The following is a 15209-nucleotide window of genomic DNA, read 5'->3' as shown; positions in this document are numbered from 1 at the left end:
TCTTAACAAGGTGTAAGCGGCCGAGTCGCGCAAGTCCCGCCGGGAGCGGGTTCTAAGCGTGTATTCAGCGTGAATTTGCTGGAATGCTGCCAGTACGCGTGCAAACGCGCCTGTGGTTCCGAGATTGGGAGGTCGTGATGACCAAATTGTGGCTTTCCGCACTGGTGCTTGCCGTGATGGCTGCCGGCGTCCATGCGCAGGACGCGCGCTACGCCAATGCCGATGACAACGCCCACTACGGCTGGGCCGACGTGCTGCGCGCGGACCCGGTGCAGGGGGTTACCCGCACCGAAGTGCCGCGACAGGAGTGCTACGAGCAGCCGGTGGTCCGCCGCGAAGGCGGCAACAGCACGGCCGGCACGGTGCTGGGCGCCGTGATCGGCGGCGTGCTGGGCAACACCGTGGGCAAAGGTGACGGGCGCAAGGCCGCCACCGTCGCCGGTGCCGTGGCCGGCGGCGCGGTAGGCAACCGGGTGTCCAGCCGCGGAGGCGAGTATGAGAGCACCCAGACCGAATGCCGCCAGGTCAGCTCGGTCAGCGAGCAGCGCCGGATCATCGGTTACGACGTGGAATACCGCTATCGCGGCGAGGTCTACACGTCGCGCTTGAGCTACGACCCGGGCGAGCGCCTGCGCGTGCGCGTGCGGGTCGATCCGGCCGACTGATCTTCCCTTGCCAGCCAGATGCAGCGCCGCCACCTGTTGGCGGCGCTGTCGTTCAGGGGTTCGATTTTTTTGTTGCATGGCAGCGAAATTGCCGCCATCATGCGCACTCGTCACTCGGAATCCGCATGTCCACAGCCGTCTATACCGCCACCGTACTGACCAGCGCCCGCGCGGCTGCTGGTATGACGTCGCGTGCGCGCCGACCGTTGTATGGACACTCGGCCGGGTAGGCAGTCGCACGCGTTTCATGTGCATCGACGATAAAACCCGGCTCTTGAGCCGGGTTTTTTTGTTTTGATTAAAGGCTGGCCGGCCTGCGTGCCGGGTTTTTTGCTGGTTCGTTTCACGTGGGTCCATCCGCAACACCCCGGTCGTCCATGGCCGGACCACACAATCTGGCGCGAATCCGTTCGCAACACCCCGGCCATCCATGGCCGGACTCTTCAATAAGGCATCGACTTCATGACCATTCGGCATTTCTTGACCACCCAGGATTACAGCCGCGCCGAGATCGACGCGCTGCTGGAGCAGGCTGCCGCGTTCAAGCGTTCGCCGCGCGGCCAGCAGCTCGCCGGCAAGTCGATCGCATTGCTGTTCTTCAATCCCTCGATGCGCACCCGCACCAGTTTCGAGCTGGGTGCGTTCCAGTTGGGCGGCCACGCCATCGTGCTGGCGCCTGGCAAGGACGCGTGGCCGATCGAGTTCGAGGTGGGCAGCGTGATGGACGGCGATACCGAGGAGCACATTGCCGAGGTGGCACGGGTGCTGTCGCGTTACGTCGACCTGATCGCGGTGCGCGCGTTCCCGAAGTTCCAGGATTGGACGGTGGACCGGCAGGACAAGGTGATCAAGGCGTTCGCGCAATACGCCACGGTGCCGGTGATCAACATGGAGACGATTACCCATCCCTGCCAGGAGCTGGCCCACGCGCTGGCGCTGAAGGAGCACCTGGGCGACCTGCAGAACAAGAAGTACGTGCTGACCTGGACCTACCACCCGAAACCGCTGAACACCGCGGTGGCGAACTCCGCGCTGCTGATCGCGACCAAGCTGGGCATGGACGTGACCTTGCTGTGCCCCACGCCCGATTACGTGCTGGACGAGCGCTACATGGCGTTTGGCCGTCTGAACGCCGAACAGAACGGCGGCTCGCTGAAGGTCAGCCACGACATCGAGGAAGCCTACGCCGGCGCCGACGTGGTCTACGCCAAGAGCTGGGGCGCGTTGCCGTTCTTCGGCCGGTGGGAGCAGGAAAAGCCTGTCCGCGAAGCGAGCAGGCACTTCATCGTCGACGAGGCGAAGATGGCGCTCACCAACCACGGACTGTTCAGCCACTGCCTGCCGCTGCGCCGGAACATCAAGGCCACCGACGCGGTGATGGATGCGCCGTACTGCATCACCATCGACGAGGCCGAGAATCGCCTGCACGTGCAGAAGGCGGTAATGGCTTCGCTGATCGGGCAGGGCTGAGCCGTCATGTACACGCCGAAGCATTTCGCGGAAACCCGCGTCGAAGCCCTGCACGGGCTGATCCGCGCGTACCCGTTCGCCACGCTGGTGACCCGCGCGGCCGATGGGCTGGCGGCCAATCACCTGCCGTTCGAACTGGTCGGCGAGGTGCTGCACGGCCATGTCGCCCGGGGCAACGAACTGGCGCGACTGGACGGCGCCGAAGTACTGCTGGTGTTCCAGGGGCCGGACGGCTACATCAGCCCGAACTGGTACCCGAGCAAGCACGAGACCGGGCGCGAGGTGCCGACCTGGAACTACGCGGTGGTGCACGTGCACGGCCGGCTGCGGGTGATCGACGACGCAGCGTGGCTGCGTCGCCTGCTGGAAACCTTGACCGATCACCATGAGGCCGGCCAGCCGCAGCCGTGGAAGATCACGGATGCGCCGGACGACCACATCGAGAAGTCGCTGCGCGCGATCGTCGGCCTGGAAGTCGCGGTCGATCGCATCGAAGGCAAGTTCAAGCTGAGCCAGAACCATCCTGCGCGCAACCGCGCGGGCGTGATCGCCGGGCTGCGCGAGCGCGGCGGCGATGGCGACGCGGAACTGGCCGCGCTGATGACGCAACAGGAGGAATCGATACCGTGAACCACCAGCATCACTATCGCGTCGGCGTGGAATGGACCGGCAACCTCGGCAGCGGCACGGACGGTTATCGCAACTACAGCCGGGAGCACGTGATCCGCATCGACGGCAAGACGGCGATTGCCGGCTCCTCCGATCCCACGTTCCACGGCGACGCCACCAGGCACAATCCCGAGGACATGCTGGTGGCTGCGCTGTCGACCTGCCACATGCTGTCCTACCTGCATATGGCCACCGTGGCCGGCGTGGTGGTGACGGCGTATAGCGATGCCGCCGAAGGCACGATGGCCACCGAAGGCGATGGCGGCCGCTTCATCGAAGTGGTGCTGCGCCCCACGGTGACGATCAGCGCCGCCAGCGACCCGGCCAAGGCCGAGACCGCACACGAGGCGGCGCATCACGCCTGCTTCATCGCCAATTCCGTGAATTTCCCGGTGCGCTGCGAGCCGCGCATCGTCGTCGAATCCGCCTGACCCTCTTCTTTCCAGGATCTGCAAGCCATGAGCAAAGACATCGTCCTCGCCTTTTCCGGCGGCCTCGACACCAGCTTCTGCGTACCCTATCTGCAGGAGCGCGGCTGGGCCGTGCACACCGTGTTTGCCGATACTGGCGGCGTGGACGCCGCGGAGCGCGCCTTCATCGAGAACCGCGCGAAGGAGCTGGGCGTGGCCAGTCACGTCACCGTGGACGGCGGCCCGGCGATCTGGAACGGTTTCGTCAAGCCGTTCGTCTGGGCCGGCGAGGGCTACCAGGGCCAGTACCCGCTGCTGGTGTCCGACCGCTACCTGATCGTCGAGGCCGCGCTGAAGCGCGCCGCGGAGCTGGGCACGCGCGCCATCGCACACGGCTGCACCGGCATGGGCAACGACCAGGTGCGCTTCGACCTGGCGGTGAAGGCGCTGGGCGACTACCAGATCGTGGCGCCGATCCGCGAGATCCAGAAGGAACACACGCAGACGCGCGCCTACGAGCAGAAGTATCTGGAAGACCGTGGCTTCGGCGTGCGCGCCAAGCAGCAGGCCTACACCATCAACGAGAACCTGCTCGGACTGACCATGTCCGGCGGCGAGATCGACCAGTGGCAGGCGCCCGGCGCCGGCGCGGTGGGTTGGTGCAAGCCGCGCGCCGAATGGCCGTCCAAACCGCTGCAGGTGAAGATCGGCTTCGTCAACGGCGAGGCGGTGACGCTGGACGGCGAGGCGATCGCCGGGCACACCATGCTGGCGAAGCTCAACAGCCTGTTCGCGCCCTACGGCGTGGGCCGCGGCCTCTACACCGGCGACACCACGATCGGCCTCAAGGGCCGCATCATCTTCGAGGCACCGGGCCTCACCGCGCTGCTCGCCGCGCACCGCGCGCTGGAAGAGGCGGTGCTCAGCAAGCAGCAGAACCGCTTCAAGCCCGAGGTGGCGCGCAAGTGGGTGGAACTGGTCTACGAGGGCTTCTTCCACGACCCGCTGAAGACCGACCTGGAAGCGTTCCTGGCCTCCAGCCAGTCCACCGTCAACGGCACGGTGACGCTGGAGACGAGCGGCGGCAGCGTCGGTGCGGTCGCCGTCGAGTCGAAGCACATCCTCAATGCCAAGGGCGCCACCTATGCGCAGTCGGCCGACTGGGGCGTGGAAGAGGCCGAGGGCTTCATCAAGCTGTTCGGCATGAGCAGCACGCTGTGGGCCGAGGTCAACCGCGGATGAGCGCACTGCTCGATGCCACGTTGAAACACTTGGAGGCGCTGGTCGGTTTCGACACGCGCAACCCGCCGCGTGCGATCGATACGGGCGGCATCTTCGACTATCTGCGCGCGCAGTTGCCCGGCTTCGAGATGACGGTGACCGATTTCGGCGCCGGCGCGGTGGCCTTGCACGCCGTGCGCGGCGAGCCGAAGTATCTGTTCAACGTGCACCTGGACACCGTGCCGGATTCGCCGGCGTGGACCGCCGACCCGCACGTGCTGCGGGTCACCGCCGATCGCGCGATCGGCCTGGGCGCGTGCGACATCAAGGGTGCAGCGGCGGCGTTGCTGGCGGTGGCGAATGCCAGCGATGGCGATCTGGCGCTGCTGTTCTCCACCGACGAGGAAGCCAACGATGCGCGCTGCATCGCCGGCTTCCTGCGCGAGCCGCGTGCCTATGAGGCGGTGATCGTGGCCGAACCCACGAAGGGTGAAGCCGTGCTGGCGCATCGCGGCATCCAGTCGGTGCTTATGCGCTTCGCCGGCCACGCCGGACATGCCTCGGGCGAACAGAAGCCCAGCGACAGCGCGCTGCATCAGGCGGTGCGCTGGGGCAACGCGGCGCTGGATTTCGTGGCGGCGCAGTCGCACGAGCGCTTCGGCGGGCTGACCGGCCTGCGCTTCAACATCGGCCGCATCGAGGGCGGCATCAAGGCGAACATGATCGCGCCCACGGCGGAAGTGCGCTTCGGCTTTCGCGCGTTGCCGACAATGGATCCGGATCAGTTGCTGACGCGTTTCCGCACCTTGGTGGAGCCGCAGCCGGCGGAGTTCGCCGAGACCTTCCGCGGCGCCTCGCTGCCGGCCGGCGACACGGCGAACGCCGAGGCGAACCGTTTGGTCGCGCGCGACCTCGCCGACGAGCTGGGCATTCCGGTCGGCAATGCGGTGGATTTCTGGACCGAGGCCGCGCTGTTCTCCGCCGCCGGCTACACCGCCTTCGTCTGCGGCCCCGGCGACATCGCCCAGGCGCACAGCGCCGACGAGTGGGTCGCGCTGGAGCAGCTCGAACGCTATGCGCAAACGGTTTATCGAATCATTGAGAAGTCCGGCGAGGGACGGCCGGTTTTTGACTCTGGCGTTCACGGATGAACGCAAGGAATAAACATGGAAACGCATAAGCACACTCGCAAGACCATCGTGCGCCTGCTTTCGAGCATGGGCAGCGCGAAGGAAATCCAGCAATACCTCAAGCGCTTCTCCGAGCTGGACGCCAAGCGTTTCGCCGTGGTGAAGGTCGGCGGCGCGGTGCTGCGCGACGAACTGGCCGACCTCGCCTCGTCGCTGACCTTCCTGCAGCAGGTGGGGTTGACCCCGATCGTGCTGCACGGCGCCGGTCCGCAGCTGGACGAGGAGCTGGCCGCCGCCGGCATCGAGAAGCGCACCATCGACGGCCTGCGCGTGACTTCGCCGAAGGCGCTCGGCATCGTGCGCCGCGTGTTCCAGCAGCAGAACCTGAAACTGGTCGAGGCGCTGCAGTCGATGGATACGCGCGCCACGTCGGTGGCGACCGGCGTGTTCATGGCCGACTACCTGGACCGCGATATTTACGGTCTGGTCGGCAAGGTCCGCAGCATCAACCTGGCGCCGATCGAGGCCAGCCTGCGCGCCAACTCCATCCCGGTGATCGCCAGCCTGGGCGAAACCGACGAAGGGCAGATCCTCAACATCAACGCCGACGTCGCCGCGAACGAACTGGTGCGCGTGCTGCAGCCGTACAAGATCGTGTTCCTCACCGGCACCGGCGGCCTGCTTGACGAAAACGGCAAGCTGATCGATTCGATCAACCTCAGCACCGAATTCGAGCAGCTGATGGCGCAGCCGTGGATCAATGGCGGCATGCGGTTGAAGATCGAGCAGATCGCCGACCTGCTGGCCGACCTGCCGCTGACCTCGTCGGTGTCGATCACCCGTCCGTCCGAACTGGCCAAGGAGCTGTTCACCCACAAGGGTTCCGGCACCCTCGTGCGGCGCGGCGAGAAGGTACTGCGCTTCGATTCCTGGGAAGGCGTGGACCGCGCGCGCATGCGCGGACTGATCGAATCCAGCTTCGGCCGCACCCTGGTGCCGGACTATTTCGAGCGCACCAGGCCGATGCGCATCTACGTCAGCGAGAACTACCGCGCCGCGATGATCCTCGTCGAGGAACATGTCGATAACGAGCGGGGCTTGCCGTATCTCGACAAGTTCGCCGTGCTCGACGACGCGCAGGGCGAAGGCCTGGGCCGCGCGGTGTGGCAGGTGATGCGCGAGGAAAACCCGAAGCTGTTCTGGCGCTCGCGCCACGGCAACCCCGTCAACCACTTCTACTACGCCGAATCGGACGGCTGCATCAAGCAGCCGCGCTGGAAGGTGTTCTGGTACGGCATCGGCGAGCTCGACACGATTTCCCGCTGCGTGGCGCATTGCGCGCAACGCCAGCCGACACTGGTGGATTGAGCCATGGACACGAACAGGAAAACGGCAGGCATCGTCGGCGCGCGCGGCCATACCGGCATGGAGCTGATCCGCCTGATCGCGGCGCATCCCGTGCTGCAGCTGGCCTTCGTCTCCTCGCGCGAACTGGATGGCCAACGCGTGGCCGATCACGTCGACGGCTACGCCGGCGAACTGCGCTATGCCAGCCTGGACCCGGCCGCCGTGGCGGCGCAGGGTGCCGACGTGGTGATCCTGGCGCTGCCGAACGGCAAGGCGGCTCCGTACGTGGCGGCGATCGACGCGGCGAAGCCGGACACGCTGATCCTCGACCTCTCCGCCGACTACCGCTTCGATCCGTCGTGGTACTACGGCCTGCCGGAACTCACCCGCGGGCAGTGGCGGGGCGAGAAGCGCATCAGCAACCCCGGCTGCTACGCCACCGCGATGCAGCTTTCCATCGCACCGCTGAAGGATCTGCTGGCCGCGCCGCCGGTGTGCTTCGGCGTCTCCGGCTACTCCGGCGCCGGCACCACGCCGTCGGACAAGAACGATCCGGACAAGCTGCGCGACAACCTGATGCCGTATGCGCTCACCGGGCACATGCACGAGAAGGAGGCGAGTTTCCGGCTCGGCGTGCCGGTGGAGTTCATGCCGCACGTGGCGCCGCATTTCCGCGGGCTCACCGTCACCACCAACCTGTACCTCACCCGCCCGCTGAAGCGCGAGGAAGTGCTGCAGCGTTTCCATGCCGCCTACGACGGCGAAAAGCTGGCCGTCGTGACCGACGAGGCGCCCTGGGTCAGCCGCATCGCGCACCGCCACCACGCCGAGATCGGCGGCTTCGCGGTGTCGGCCGACGGCAAGCGGGTGGTGATCGTGGCCACGCTGGACAACCTGCTGAAGGGCGCCGCCTCCCAGGCAATGCAGAACATCAACCGCGCGATCGGCGTGGACGAATACACTGCCGTTCCGGTGACTTGACCGTCATTCCGGCGAGAGCCGGAATCCAGTGTCTCTGCTGGACAAGACACTGGATCCCAGCTTGCGCTGGGATGGCGAGCCAGGTGATTGAACCATCTTCCGCAAGCAGGACATCTCCATGACCCAACCCCTCTGGCAAAAATCCGGCATCCAGATCGACGCGAAGATCATGCAGTTCCTCGCCGGCGACGACGTGCTGCTGGATCGCGAGTTCTTCCTGCACGACATCACCGCCAGCAAGGCGCACGTGGAAGGGCTGGCCAACATCGGCGTGGTCAGCGCCGGCGAAGCCGCCGCGTTGAAGCGCGAACTGGATGCGCTGGCCGAGGATTTCACGAGCGGCGCGTTCGTGCTGGACGAGCGCTATGAGGACGGCCATTCGGCAATCGAGGCGCGGCTCACCGAGCGCCTCGGCGACGCCGGCCGCCGCGTGCATACCGGGCGCAGCCGCAACGACCAGATCCTGGTCGCCACCCGACTGTGGCTGAAGGACAAGCTGGCTGCGCTGGAATCGCATTGCCGTGCCATCGCCGAGGTCTGCCTTGAGCGCGCGTCGCAAGAAGCCGTGCCGGTGCCCGGTTACACCCACCTGCAGCGCGCGGTGGTTTCGTCCACCGCGATGTGGTTCGCCGGCTTCGCCGAAGGCTTCATCGACAATGCGCTGCGCGCGCGGCAGACGATGACGCTGATCGACGCCAATCCGCTCGGCACCGCCGCCGGCTACGGCGTGAACCTCAAGCTGGACCGCGCGCACACCACCCGGACGCTCGGCTTCGCGCGCATGCAGCTCAGCCCGATCTACGCGCAGCTGTCGCGCGGCAAGTTCGAGATGGCCGTGCTGGAGGCGATCGGCGGCGCGCTGCTCGACCTGCGCCGGCTGGCCTGGGACCTGTCGTTGTTCACCACCGCCGAATTCGACTTCGTCAAGCTGCCGGCCGAGTACACCACCGGCAGTTCGATCATGCCGAACAAGCGCAACCCCGACGTGATCGAACTGCTGCGCGCCAGCTACGCCAGCGTGGCCGCCGCGCGCACCGAGATCGAACAGCTGCTGTCGCTGCCGTCCGGCTACCAGCGCGACCTGCAGTTTTCCAAGGGCTCGCTGTTCCACGGCGTGCGCCACGGCCTGGGCGCGCTGGAGCTGGTGCCCGACCTGCTGGCACGACTTGAGTGGAACGCGGGCGCCATGCGCGCCGCGATCGAACCGGCGATGTACGCCACCGACGTGGCGATCGAGCAGGCCGCCGCCGGCGTACCGTTCCGCGATGCCTATCGCGCGGCGGCGGAAACCGCGGCATCCGCGGGGCAGGGGCGCACGCCCGAAGGCAGCCTCGCCGCCCGCGTCTCGCCAGGCGCCGGCAACGACTTGCGGCTGGACGAATTGCGGGCACGGCTGGATCAACTCGATCGTTGAAGAGGGCACGACATGGCGGCGGTCAGCACGGCGAACGCGCAGCACTACCACTGGGGTGACGCCTGCGACGGCTGGCACCTGCTGGCCGGCGACGACCTCAGCGTGATCGAGGAACGCATGCCGCCGGGTACCGCCGAGCAGCGGCATCGACATGCGCGGGCGCGCCAGTTCTTCTACGTGCTGGAAGGCGTGGTCACGCTGGAACTGGAAGGCGTGATGCACCGTTTGCAGTGCGGTGAGGGCTTGCATGTGCCGCCCGGTGCGGCGCATCAGGTGCGCAACGACAGCGCGGCGGACGTCCGCTTTCTCGCGGTCTCCGCGCCGAAGAGCCACGGCGACCGCACTCCCGCGCCGCCGGTGGATGGTGTCGCATGAACACGCTGCCCGAACAGGTGCTGCCGCACTGGCGCCGTGCCGTGCTCAAGGTGGGCAGCAACCTGCTCGCCGCCGACGGCGGCGGCCTCACACCGCGCTACGCCGAAGCATTGGCCGTCTTCGTCGCAGCCAGCCATGCCGAAGGCCGCGAGGTGGTGCTGGTCTCCTCCGGCGCGGTGGCGGCCGGGCGCGCACTGCTGCGCCAGCATGCGCGCGACAGCGGCGGCCTCGCCGCGCGGCAGGCGCTGGCCGCGCTGGGCCAGGCGCGGATGATCGCGCTTTGGCAATCGCTGTCCGCGCGGCCGGTGGCGCAGGTGCTGCTGACCCATGACGACCTGCGCAACCGCCGCCGCTACCTCAACGCGCGCGCCACCTTGCGCGAACTGCTGCAGCTCGGCGTGCTGCCGGTGATCAACGAGAACGACACCGTGTCGGTGGATGAGTTGAAGCTCGGCGACAACGACAACCTCGCCGCCATCGTGGCCGCGCTGGTCGACGCCGACCTGCTGCTGATCGCCTCCGACGTCGATGCGCTGTACAGCGCCGACCCGCGGCGCGACCCCGCAGCCATGCCGATCGCGCAAGTGGCCGCGCTGACCCCCGAGATTGTCGCGATGGCCGGCGACAGCGGCAGCGCGGCCGGCACCGGCGGCATGCGCACCAAGCTGCAGGCGGCGGCGAAGGCTGCAGCCGCCGGCATCCCCACCGCCTTGTTCAGCGGGCGCGAGGCGGCCACCGTGCAGGCGCTGCAGCGCGGGCGACTGCGCGGTACGCTGATCGCCGCGGCTTCCACACGATTGCAGGCGCGCAAGTACTGGCTGCGCCACGCACCCGCCGCGCCGGGCCGCATCCGCATCGACGCCGGTGCGGTGAAGGCGCTGGCCGGCGGGCGCGTCTCGCTGCTGCCGGGTGGCGTGCTTGGCGCCGACGGCGAGTTCCACCGCGGCGACCTGGTGGAGATCGTCGACGCGGACGGTGCCGCCGTCGCGCGCGGACTCAGCCAGTACGGCGCCGCCGAGGTACGCCGTCTGGCCGGCCGGCACAGCCGCGAGATCGACGGCGTGCTCGGCTACAGCTACGGCGACGAGGTAGTGCATCGCGACGACCTCGTCAGCATGAATCGCCCGGTCGCGTCCGGGCAGGAGATCAACGCATGAGCACGATCCGCGAACAGGCACTGGCTTGCCGCGACGCCGCCCAGGCCGTGGCGGCGCTGGGCAGCGAGGCGAAGCGCGCGCTGCTGCGCGACATGGCCACGGCGCTGGAGGCGCAGTCCGCCGCGGTGCTGGCAGCCAACGCCGAGGACATGCGCCAGGCCGCGGCGAAGGGCGTGCAGGGCGCCATGCTCGATCGCCTGCGGCTGGACGAGGCACGCGTGGCCGGCATCGCCGGCGCGTTGCGCGAGGTGGCCGAACTGCCCGATCCGGTCGGCGTGACGACCCGCCGCGAGACGCGGCCGAACGGCCTGTCGGTGGAGCGCGTGCGCATCCCGCTCGGCGTGGTCGCGATGATCTACGAGGCGCGCCCCAACGTCACCGCCGACGCCTCGGCGTTGTGCCTGATGGCCGGCAACGCGGTGATCCTGCGCGGCGGCTCCGAGGCGATCCACTCCAACCTCGCCATCGCTGCCGCGCTGCACGCCGCGCTGCGCGCGCACGGCGTGCCCGAGGCGGCGGTAACGGTGTTGCAAGACCTCAGCCGCGAGGCCATGGTCGAACTGCTGCAACTCAGCGACCTCGTCGACCTGGCTATCCCGCGTGGCGGCGAAGGCCTGATCCGCTTCGTCGCCGAGCACGCGCGCGTGCCGGTGATCAAGCACTACAAGGGCGTCTGCCACCTGTACGTGGACCGCGCCGCCGACCTCGACCTTGCGCTGAACCTGCTGCTCGACGGCAAGACCTCGCGCCCCGGCGTGTGCAACGCACTGGAGACGCTGCTGGTGCATCGCGACGTGGCCGCCGCCTTCCTGTCGCGCGCGGTGGCTGCCTTGCGCGAACGCGGCGTCGAACTGCGCGGCGACGAACGCAGCCGCGCCCTGGTACCCGATATGCACACCGCCACGGAAGACGACTACGCCGCCGAATTCCTCGACTTGATCCTCGCCGTGCGCGTGGTCGACGACTTCGACGCCGCCATCGCCCACATCCGCCGCTACGGCTCCGACCACACCGAAGTGATCGCCACCGCCGACCAGGCCGCCGCGCAACGCTTCGTGCAGGCGATCCGCTCCGCGGTGGTGATGGTCAACGCCTCCTCCCGCTTCAGCGACGGCGGCGAACTTGGTCTGGGCGCCGAAATCGGCATCTCCACCACCCGGCTGCATGCCTACGGGCCGATGGGGGCCGAGGCGCTGACGGTGGAGCGCTTCGTGGTGCGCGGGGAAGGGCAGGTGAGGCATCCGCAGAGTCGGGCGTGATGTCGGATGTCCACTTTCGGCCAAGAGCGGACTGTAAACGCAGGAGTTAAGCGGTGGCGAAGCCGTCCGCCTTGAACAAGATGTTAGGGTACGGCAAGGTTTGAACCTTCGACAATTTCAACGCCATTATTTCCGATGCGACAAGTGAAGACATGCTTGTCGGACGGCTTGACCGATCGAGAGAAGAACCTGTGTAGCTCACTTGGCTCGTCCATCTCAATGTGAATGGCAACGGAGTTGATCTTGTTCTTCGCAGACAGTCGTTCCAGGCTGTTTTCAAGTTCAGATTCCTCGTTCTTCTTGTTTATCTCCTGCGTTTCAGTGCCGAAATACTTGATTAGTGCTTTCTCGATGATGCGGCCTTCATCATCCACCTTTATCTCATCGACCATTGAATTTGCGACGCAAAAGTTGATTGGTGCAGTTGGATTCATTCCGATGGACAGCACCTTGAACAGGTTGTAGAAAACAAAGAAGTCATGCTCTTCGTTGGATACTCGGTACAGCATGTCAGACAAGCCACGATGAGCCCCATTAATTGGGCGATCCGAAGGGTTCTTGGTGTAGCCGATGTAATGAACTTCCGTGTTGATTCCAACTTCGATGCCACTGTTTTGCAGGAAGTCGTGAATCGACATAGATACTTTGTGGTTTGGCTTGTAGCGAAATGTTATGAAGCGGTCGGAGACTTCAACGGGCGGTTTAATCGGCCTTAGCGTCTGGGCATCGAATATTTTTGTAGTGACCTTCCGCCGTATTTTTTCGCGTCCCATCTCAACATAGAAGACCAGGTCGTTGCTGAGGAAGGAGTACCTTGGCTTTTTCGACACGCAAAATCGGAGCTTCTTTCTTGCGGCGAGGAAGTATATGAAGCGCTTGTCCAGTTGGCTCTCGACCATTGCCTGCAATTGCTTTAAGTAATCTGTGATTTGTTGCTTCGTATCGAAACCCTGTGGTGGATGAAGAAGCAGGTCATACCATAAACAGGTTGAGTGACTTAGCTCCACATACCAGTCCTTGTCCGATCCTGTGTAAGTTGGTTCGCGCTGTAGAAAGTCGAACATGCCGCGGGTCACGGGAATTAGTCTCCGTAGGTATAACTACCGATTAGACGGACCCTAGGATCCGGTTGTACGATCTCCGATCGCGCCAAGAAACTCTGACGCAACTCCTTGTTCTGGCGGGAGCTTATCTTTGCCGGGTCCGGCCAACAACCAGATGTATAACCGGACGGAGAGCTATGCCCCTCGAGTGGCTGCTTTGAGTCGGAAGCGGACGTTTTCAGGTGGTCATTTAGCCTCAAAGACGACGTTCTTGAGCGCGTGCACATCAATGGCCGGCATGGGGTACGGACGAACAGGCGCCTTTGCGTGAAATGACCCCTCCACAGTTGCCGTTGCCCGCATACCGTACTTCCGGACGTTATGCTCGAATGCACGAATGTCCTTGCGACGATGCGCTTCGTCGCGCACGGATAACTGGATTGCAACGCCCGGACAGCCTGGATCACTGATGTTCGTCACATCCATGCCAACGTAGATGGATCCGTGGACCGATACTTCGGCACCTTCAAACCTCCCCGGATTCGCGTTGATCTCACAAACACTCGTTGGGACAGGCTCAGTTCCGAACACTGATGTTGCGCAAGTGACAAGTAACAGGAAAAGCGCGGCCGCATAGATCATCGGGCGCATAGCCACTCCGATGCTTTCGTTGGGTGTCTCGACCGTAATATCCATTTCAGGTCGATAGCGGGCATAGGCAATCAACGTGCCGGGTGTATCAGCCTTGACTCCACTCTCGCACCGCCTCCGCAAACGCCAGACAATCCGCAAACCGGTTGTACAGCGGCGCCGGCGAGATGCGGATCACGTCGGGTTCGCGCCAGTCGCCGATGATGCCGTGGGCCATCAGGTATTCGAACAAGGCGCGGCCGCGTTCGCGGCCGCCGATGACGCGGATCGACAGCTGGGCGCCGCGGCGTGCGGGTTCGGTGGGGGTTACTACCTGCAGCACGTCGGACAGTTGGGTCTGCACCAGCCATTCGAGGTAGCCGGTGAGCTGCAGCGATTTTTCGCGCAGGCGCTGCATGCCGGCGCGGCGGAAGATTTCCAGCGACACGCGCAGCGGCGCCAGCGCGAGGATCGGTGGGTTGGACAGTTGCCAGCCGTCGGCGCCGGGGGTGGGCACGAACTCGGGGCCCATCTGGAAGCGGGTGGTCTTGTCGTGGCCCCACCAGCCGGCGAAGCGCGGCAGCACTGCCTTGGCATGGCGCTCGTGCACGAACGCGCCGCCGATCGCGCCGGGGCCGCTGTTCAGGTACTTGTAGCTGCACCAGATGGCGAAGTCGGCGCCGCTGTCGTGCAGTTGCAGCGGCAGGTTGCCGACCGCGTGGGCGAGGTCGAAACCGACCGTGCAGCCGTGCCGGTGCCCCAGTTCGGTGGTCGCCTTCAGGTCGAACGCCTGGCCGGTGCGGTACTGCACGCCGGGCAGCATCACCAGCGCGATGCGCGAGCCGTGCTCGGCCAGTGTGCGTTCGATTGCGGCAAGCGAGGTGGTGCCGTTCGGCTCGTCGGGCTGCAACTCGATCAGCGTAGTGGCGGGATCGAAGCCGTGGAAGCGGATCTGCGATTCCACCGCGTAACGGTCGGTGGGGAAGGCGCCGCCTTCGATCAGGATCGCCGGGCGTTCGGCGGTGGGGCGGTAGAAGCTCACCATCATCAGGTGCAGGTTCACGCCCAGGGTGTTCATCGCCACCACTTCGGCGGGCCTGGCGCCGACCACCGCGGCGAGGTCGTCGCGCACGAATTCGTGGTAGTCCATCCACGGCAGGCGGCCCTTGAAGTGGCCTTCGACGCCCAGTTCGCCCCAGTAGTCCAGTTCCGCGTTGACTGCTTCGCGCACCGCGCGCGGCTGCAGGCCGAGCGAGTTGCCGCAGAAGTACACGCTGTCAGAGAGCCGGTTGTCGCGGCCTTCGTGCGGCGGTATCAGGAACTCGTCGCGGAACGCGCGCAGCGGATCGGCGGCGTCCCGGGCGTTGGCCCAGTCGAGGGTGGCTTCGAAACTTGCGGGCATCGGGTATCTCTTTGCAGTGTTGATCCCTCCCCCGCG

General features: G+C 65.9%; 15 protein-coding genes. 12 read left to right on the top strand and 3 right to left on the bottom strand.

Annotated features, from left to right (window positions below):
- The first annotated feature begins 137 nt into the window (after positions 1 to 137).
- The 12 genes from KK131_RS03110 to KK131_RS03055 all read left to right on the top strand — a co-directional run bounded on the left by KK131_RS03110 (position 138) and on the right by KK131_RS03055 (position 12098).
- Complete coding sequence (locus KK131_RS03110) at positions 138 to 665, top strand: glycine zipper 2TM domain-containing protein (RefSeq protein ID WP_214555220.1); 528 nt, start codon at positions 138 to 140, stop codon at positions 663 to 665.
- Positions 666 to 1127: 462 nt separating this feature from the next.
- On the top strand, positions 1128 to 2135 hold the full coding sequence (locus KK131_RS03105) for an N-acetylornithine carbamoyltransferase (RefSeq protein ID WP_214555219.1): 1008 nt from the start codon (positions 1128 to 1130) through the stop codon (positions 2133 to 2135).
- A 6-nt stretch (positions 2136 to 2141) separates the two neighbouring features.
- Positions 2142 to 2765: an FMN-binding negative transcriptional regulator gene (locus tag KK131_RS03100; protein ID WP_214555218.1), complete on the top strand. Its 624-nt coding sequence runs from the start codon at positions 2142 to 2144 to the stop codon at positions 2763 to 2765.
- Complete coding sequence (locus KK131_RS03095) at positions 2762 to 3235, top strand: OsmC family protein (RefSeq protein ID WP_214555217.1); 474 nt, start codon at positions 2762 to 2764, stop codon at positions 3233 to 3235. Before KK131_RS03100 ends, KK131_RS03095 begins: the two co-directional genes overlap by 4 nt.
- Positions 3236 to 3262: 27 nt before the next feature.
- Positions 3263 to 4456 (top strand): argininosuccinate synthase, encoded by a 1194-nt coding sequence (locus KK131_RS03090; protein WP_214555214.1) that lies wholly within the window; start codon positions 3263 to 3265, stop codon positions 4454 to 4456.
- Positions 4453 to 5586 carry an acetylornithine deacetylase gene (locus KK131_RS03085; RefSeq protein ID WP_214555213.1) on the top strand — a complete coding sequence of 378 codons (1134 nt, stop codon included), beginning with the start codon at positions 4453 to 4455 and terminating at the stop codon, positions 5584 to 5586. The genes KK131_RS03090 and KK131_RS03085 overlap by 4 nt, the downstream gene beginning before the upstream one ends.
- Positions 5587 to 5601: 15 nt before the next feature.
- Positions 5602 to 6933: an acetylglutamate kinase gene (locus KK131_RS03080; protein ID WP_214555211.1), complete on the top strand. Its 1332-nt coding sequence runs from the start codon at positions 5602 to 5604 to the stop codon at positions 6931 to 6933.
- Between the two features lie 3 nt (positions 6934 to 6936).
- Positions 6937 to 7893 (top strand): N-acetyl-gamma-glutamyl-phosphate reductase, encoded by a 957-nt coding sequence (argC, locus tag KK131_RS03075; protein WP_214555209.1) that lies wholly within the window; start codon positions 6937 to 6939, stop codon positions 7891 to 7893.
- Positions 7894 to 8011: 118 nt separating this feature from the next.
- The gene (gene argH / locus KK131_RS03070; RefSeq protein ID WP_214555207.1) at positions 8012 to 9307 is read left to right on the top strand and encodes an argininosuccinate lyase; all 1296 of its coding nucleotides are present in this window, start codon (positions 8012 to 8014) and stop codon (positions 9305 to 9307) included.
- 12 nt (positions 9308 to 9319) lie between these two features.
- Positions 9320 to 9682: a cupin domain-containing protein gene (locus KK131_RS03065; RefSeq protein WP_214555205.1), complete on the top strand. Its 363-nt coding sequence runs from the start codon at positions 9320 to 9322 to the stop codon at positions 9680 to 9682.
- Positions 9679 to 10839 (top strand): glutamate 5-kinase, encoded by a 1161-nt coding sequence (proB, locus tag KK131_RS03060; protein ID WP_214555203.1) that lies wholly within the window; start codon positions 9679 to 9681, stop codon positions 10837 to 10839. Before KK131_RS03065 ends, proB begins: the two co-directional genes overlap by 4 nt.
- The gene (locus KK131_RS03055; RefSeq protein WP_214555202.1) at positions 10836 to 12098 is read left to right on the top strand and encodes a glutamate-5-semialdehyde dehydrogenase; all 1263 of its coding nucleotides are present in this window, start codon (positions 10836 to 10838) and stop codon (positions 12096 to 12098) included. The genes proB and KK131_RS03055 overlap by 4 nt, the downstream gene beginning before the upstream one ends.
- An 83-nt stretch (positions 12099 to 12181) precedes the next feature.
- Here the strand turns inward: KK131_RS03055 and KK131_RS03050 are convergent, their stop codons facing one another.
- From KK131_RS03050 to kynU, 3 genes are all read right to left on the bottom strand, one after another.
- Complete coding sequence (locus KK131_RS03050; protein WP_214555201.1) at positions 12182 to 13174, bottom strand: hypothetical protein; 993 nt, start codon at positions 13172 to 13174, stop codon at positions 12182 to 12184.
- Between the two features lie 213 nt (positions 13175 to 13387).
- Positions 13388 to 13837 carry a hypothetical protein gene (locus tag KK131_RS03045; RefSeq protein ID WP_214555200.1) on the bottom strand — a complete coding sequence of 150 codons (450 nt, stop codon included), beginning with the start codon at positions 13835 to 13837 and terminating at the stop codon, positions 13388 to 13390.
- 43 nt (positions 13838 to 13880) lie between these two features.
- Complete coding sequence (gene kynU, locus KK131_RS03040; protein ID WP_214555199.1) at positions 13881 to 15173, bottom strand: kynureninase; 1293 nt, start codon at positions 15171 to 15173, stop codon at positions 13881 to 13883.
- Positions 15174 to 15209: the final 36 nt, after the last annotated feature.

The organism is Rhodanobacter sp. LX-99, from assembly GCF_018599185.1.
Lineage (GTDB): Bacteria > Pseudomonadota > Gammaproteobacteria > Xanthomonadales > Rhodanobacteraceae > Rhodanobacter.
This window is presented reverse-complemented; position numbering and strand designations above follow the sequence as displayed.

Bases quoted from the DNA above. Each gene is read 5' to 3' on its own strand.
- KK131_RS03100 (WP_214555218.1), top strand. From the start codon at position 2,142: ATGTACACGCCGAAGCATTTCGCGGAAACCCGCGTCGAAGCCCTGCAC.
- KK131_RS03110 (WP_214555220.1), top strand. From the start codon at position 138: ATGACCAAATTGTGGCTTTCCGCACTGGTGCTTGCCGTGATGGCTGCC.
- KK131_RS03085 (WP_214555213.1), top strand. From the start codon at position 4,453: ATGAGCGCACTGCTCGATGCCACGTTGAAACACTTGGAGGCGCTGGTC.
- KK131_RS03065 (WP_214555205.1), top strand. From the start codon at position 9,320: ATGGCGGCGGTCAGCACGGCGAACGCGCAGCACTACCACTGGGGTGAC.
- argC (WP_214555209.1), top strand. From the start codon at position 6,937: ATGGACACGAACAGGAAAACGGCAGGCATCGTCGGCGCGCGCGGCCAT.
- proB (WP_214555203.1), top strand. From the start codon at position 9,679: ATGAACACGCTGCCCGAACAGGTGCTGCCGCACTGGCGCCGTGCCGTG.
- kynU (WP_214555199.1), bottom strand. From the start codon at position 15,173: ATGCCCGCAAGTTTCGAAGCCACCCTCGACTGGGCCAACGCCCGGGAC.
- argH (WP_214555207.1), top strand. From the start codon at position 8,012: ATGACCCAACCCCTCTGGCAAAAATCCGGCATCCAGATCGACGCGAAG.
- KK131_RS03055 (WP_214555202.1), top strand. From the start codon at position 10,836: ATGAGCACGATCCGCGAACAGGCACTGGCTTGCCGCGACGCCGCCCAG.
- KK131_RS03045 (WP_214555200.1), bottom strand. From the start codon at position 13,837: ATGGATATTACGGTCGAGACACCCAACGAAAGCATCGGAGTGGCTATG.
- KK131_RS03090 (WP_214555214.1), top strand. From the start codon at position 3,263: ATGAGCAAAGACATCGTCCTCGCCTTTTCCGGCGGCCTCGACACCAGC.
- KK131_RS03105 (WP_214555219.1), top strand. From the start codon at position 1,128: ATGACCATTCGGCATTTCTTGACCACCCAGGATTACAGCCGCGCCGAG.
- KK131_RS03080 (WP_214555211.1), top strand. From the start codon at position 5,602: ATGGAAACGCATAAGCACACTCGCAAGACCATCGTGCGCCTGCTTTCG.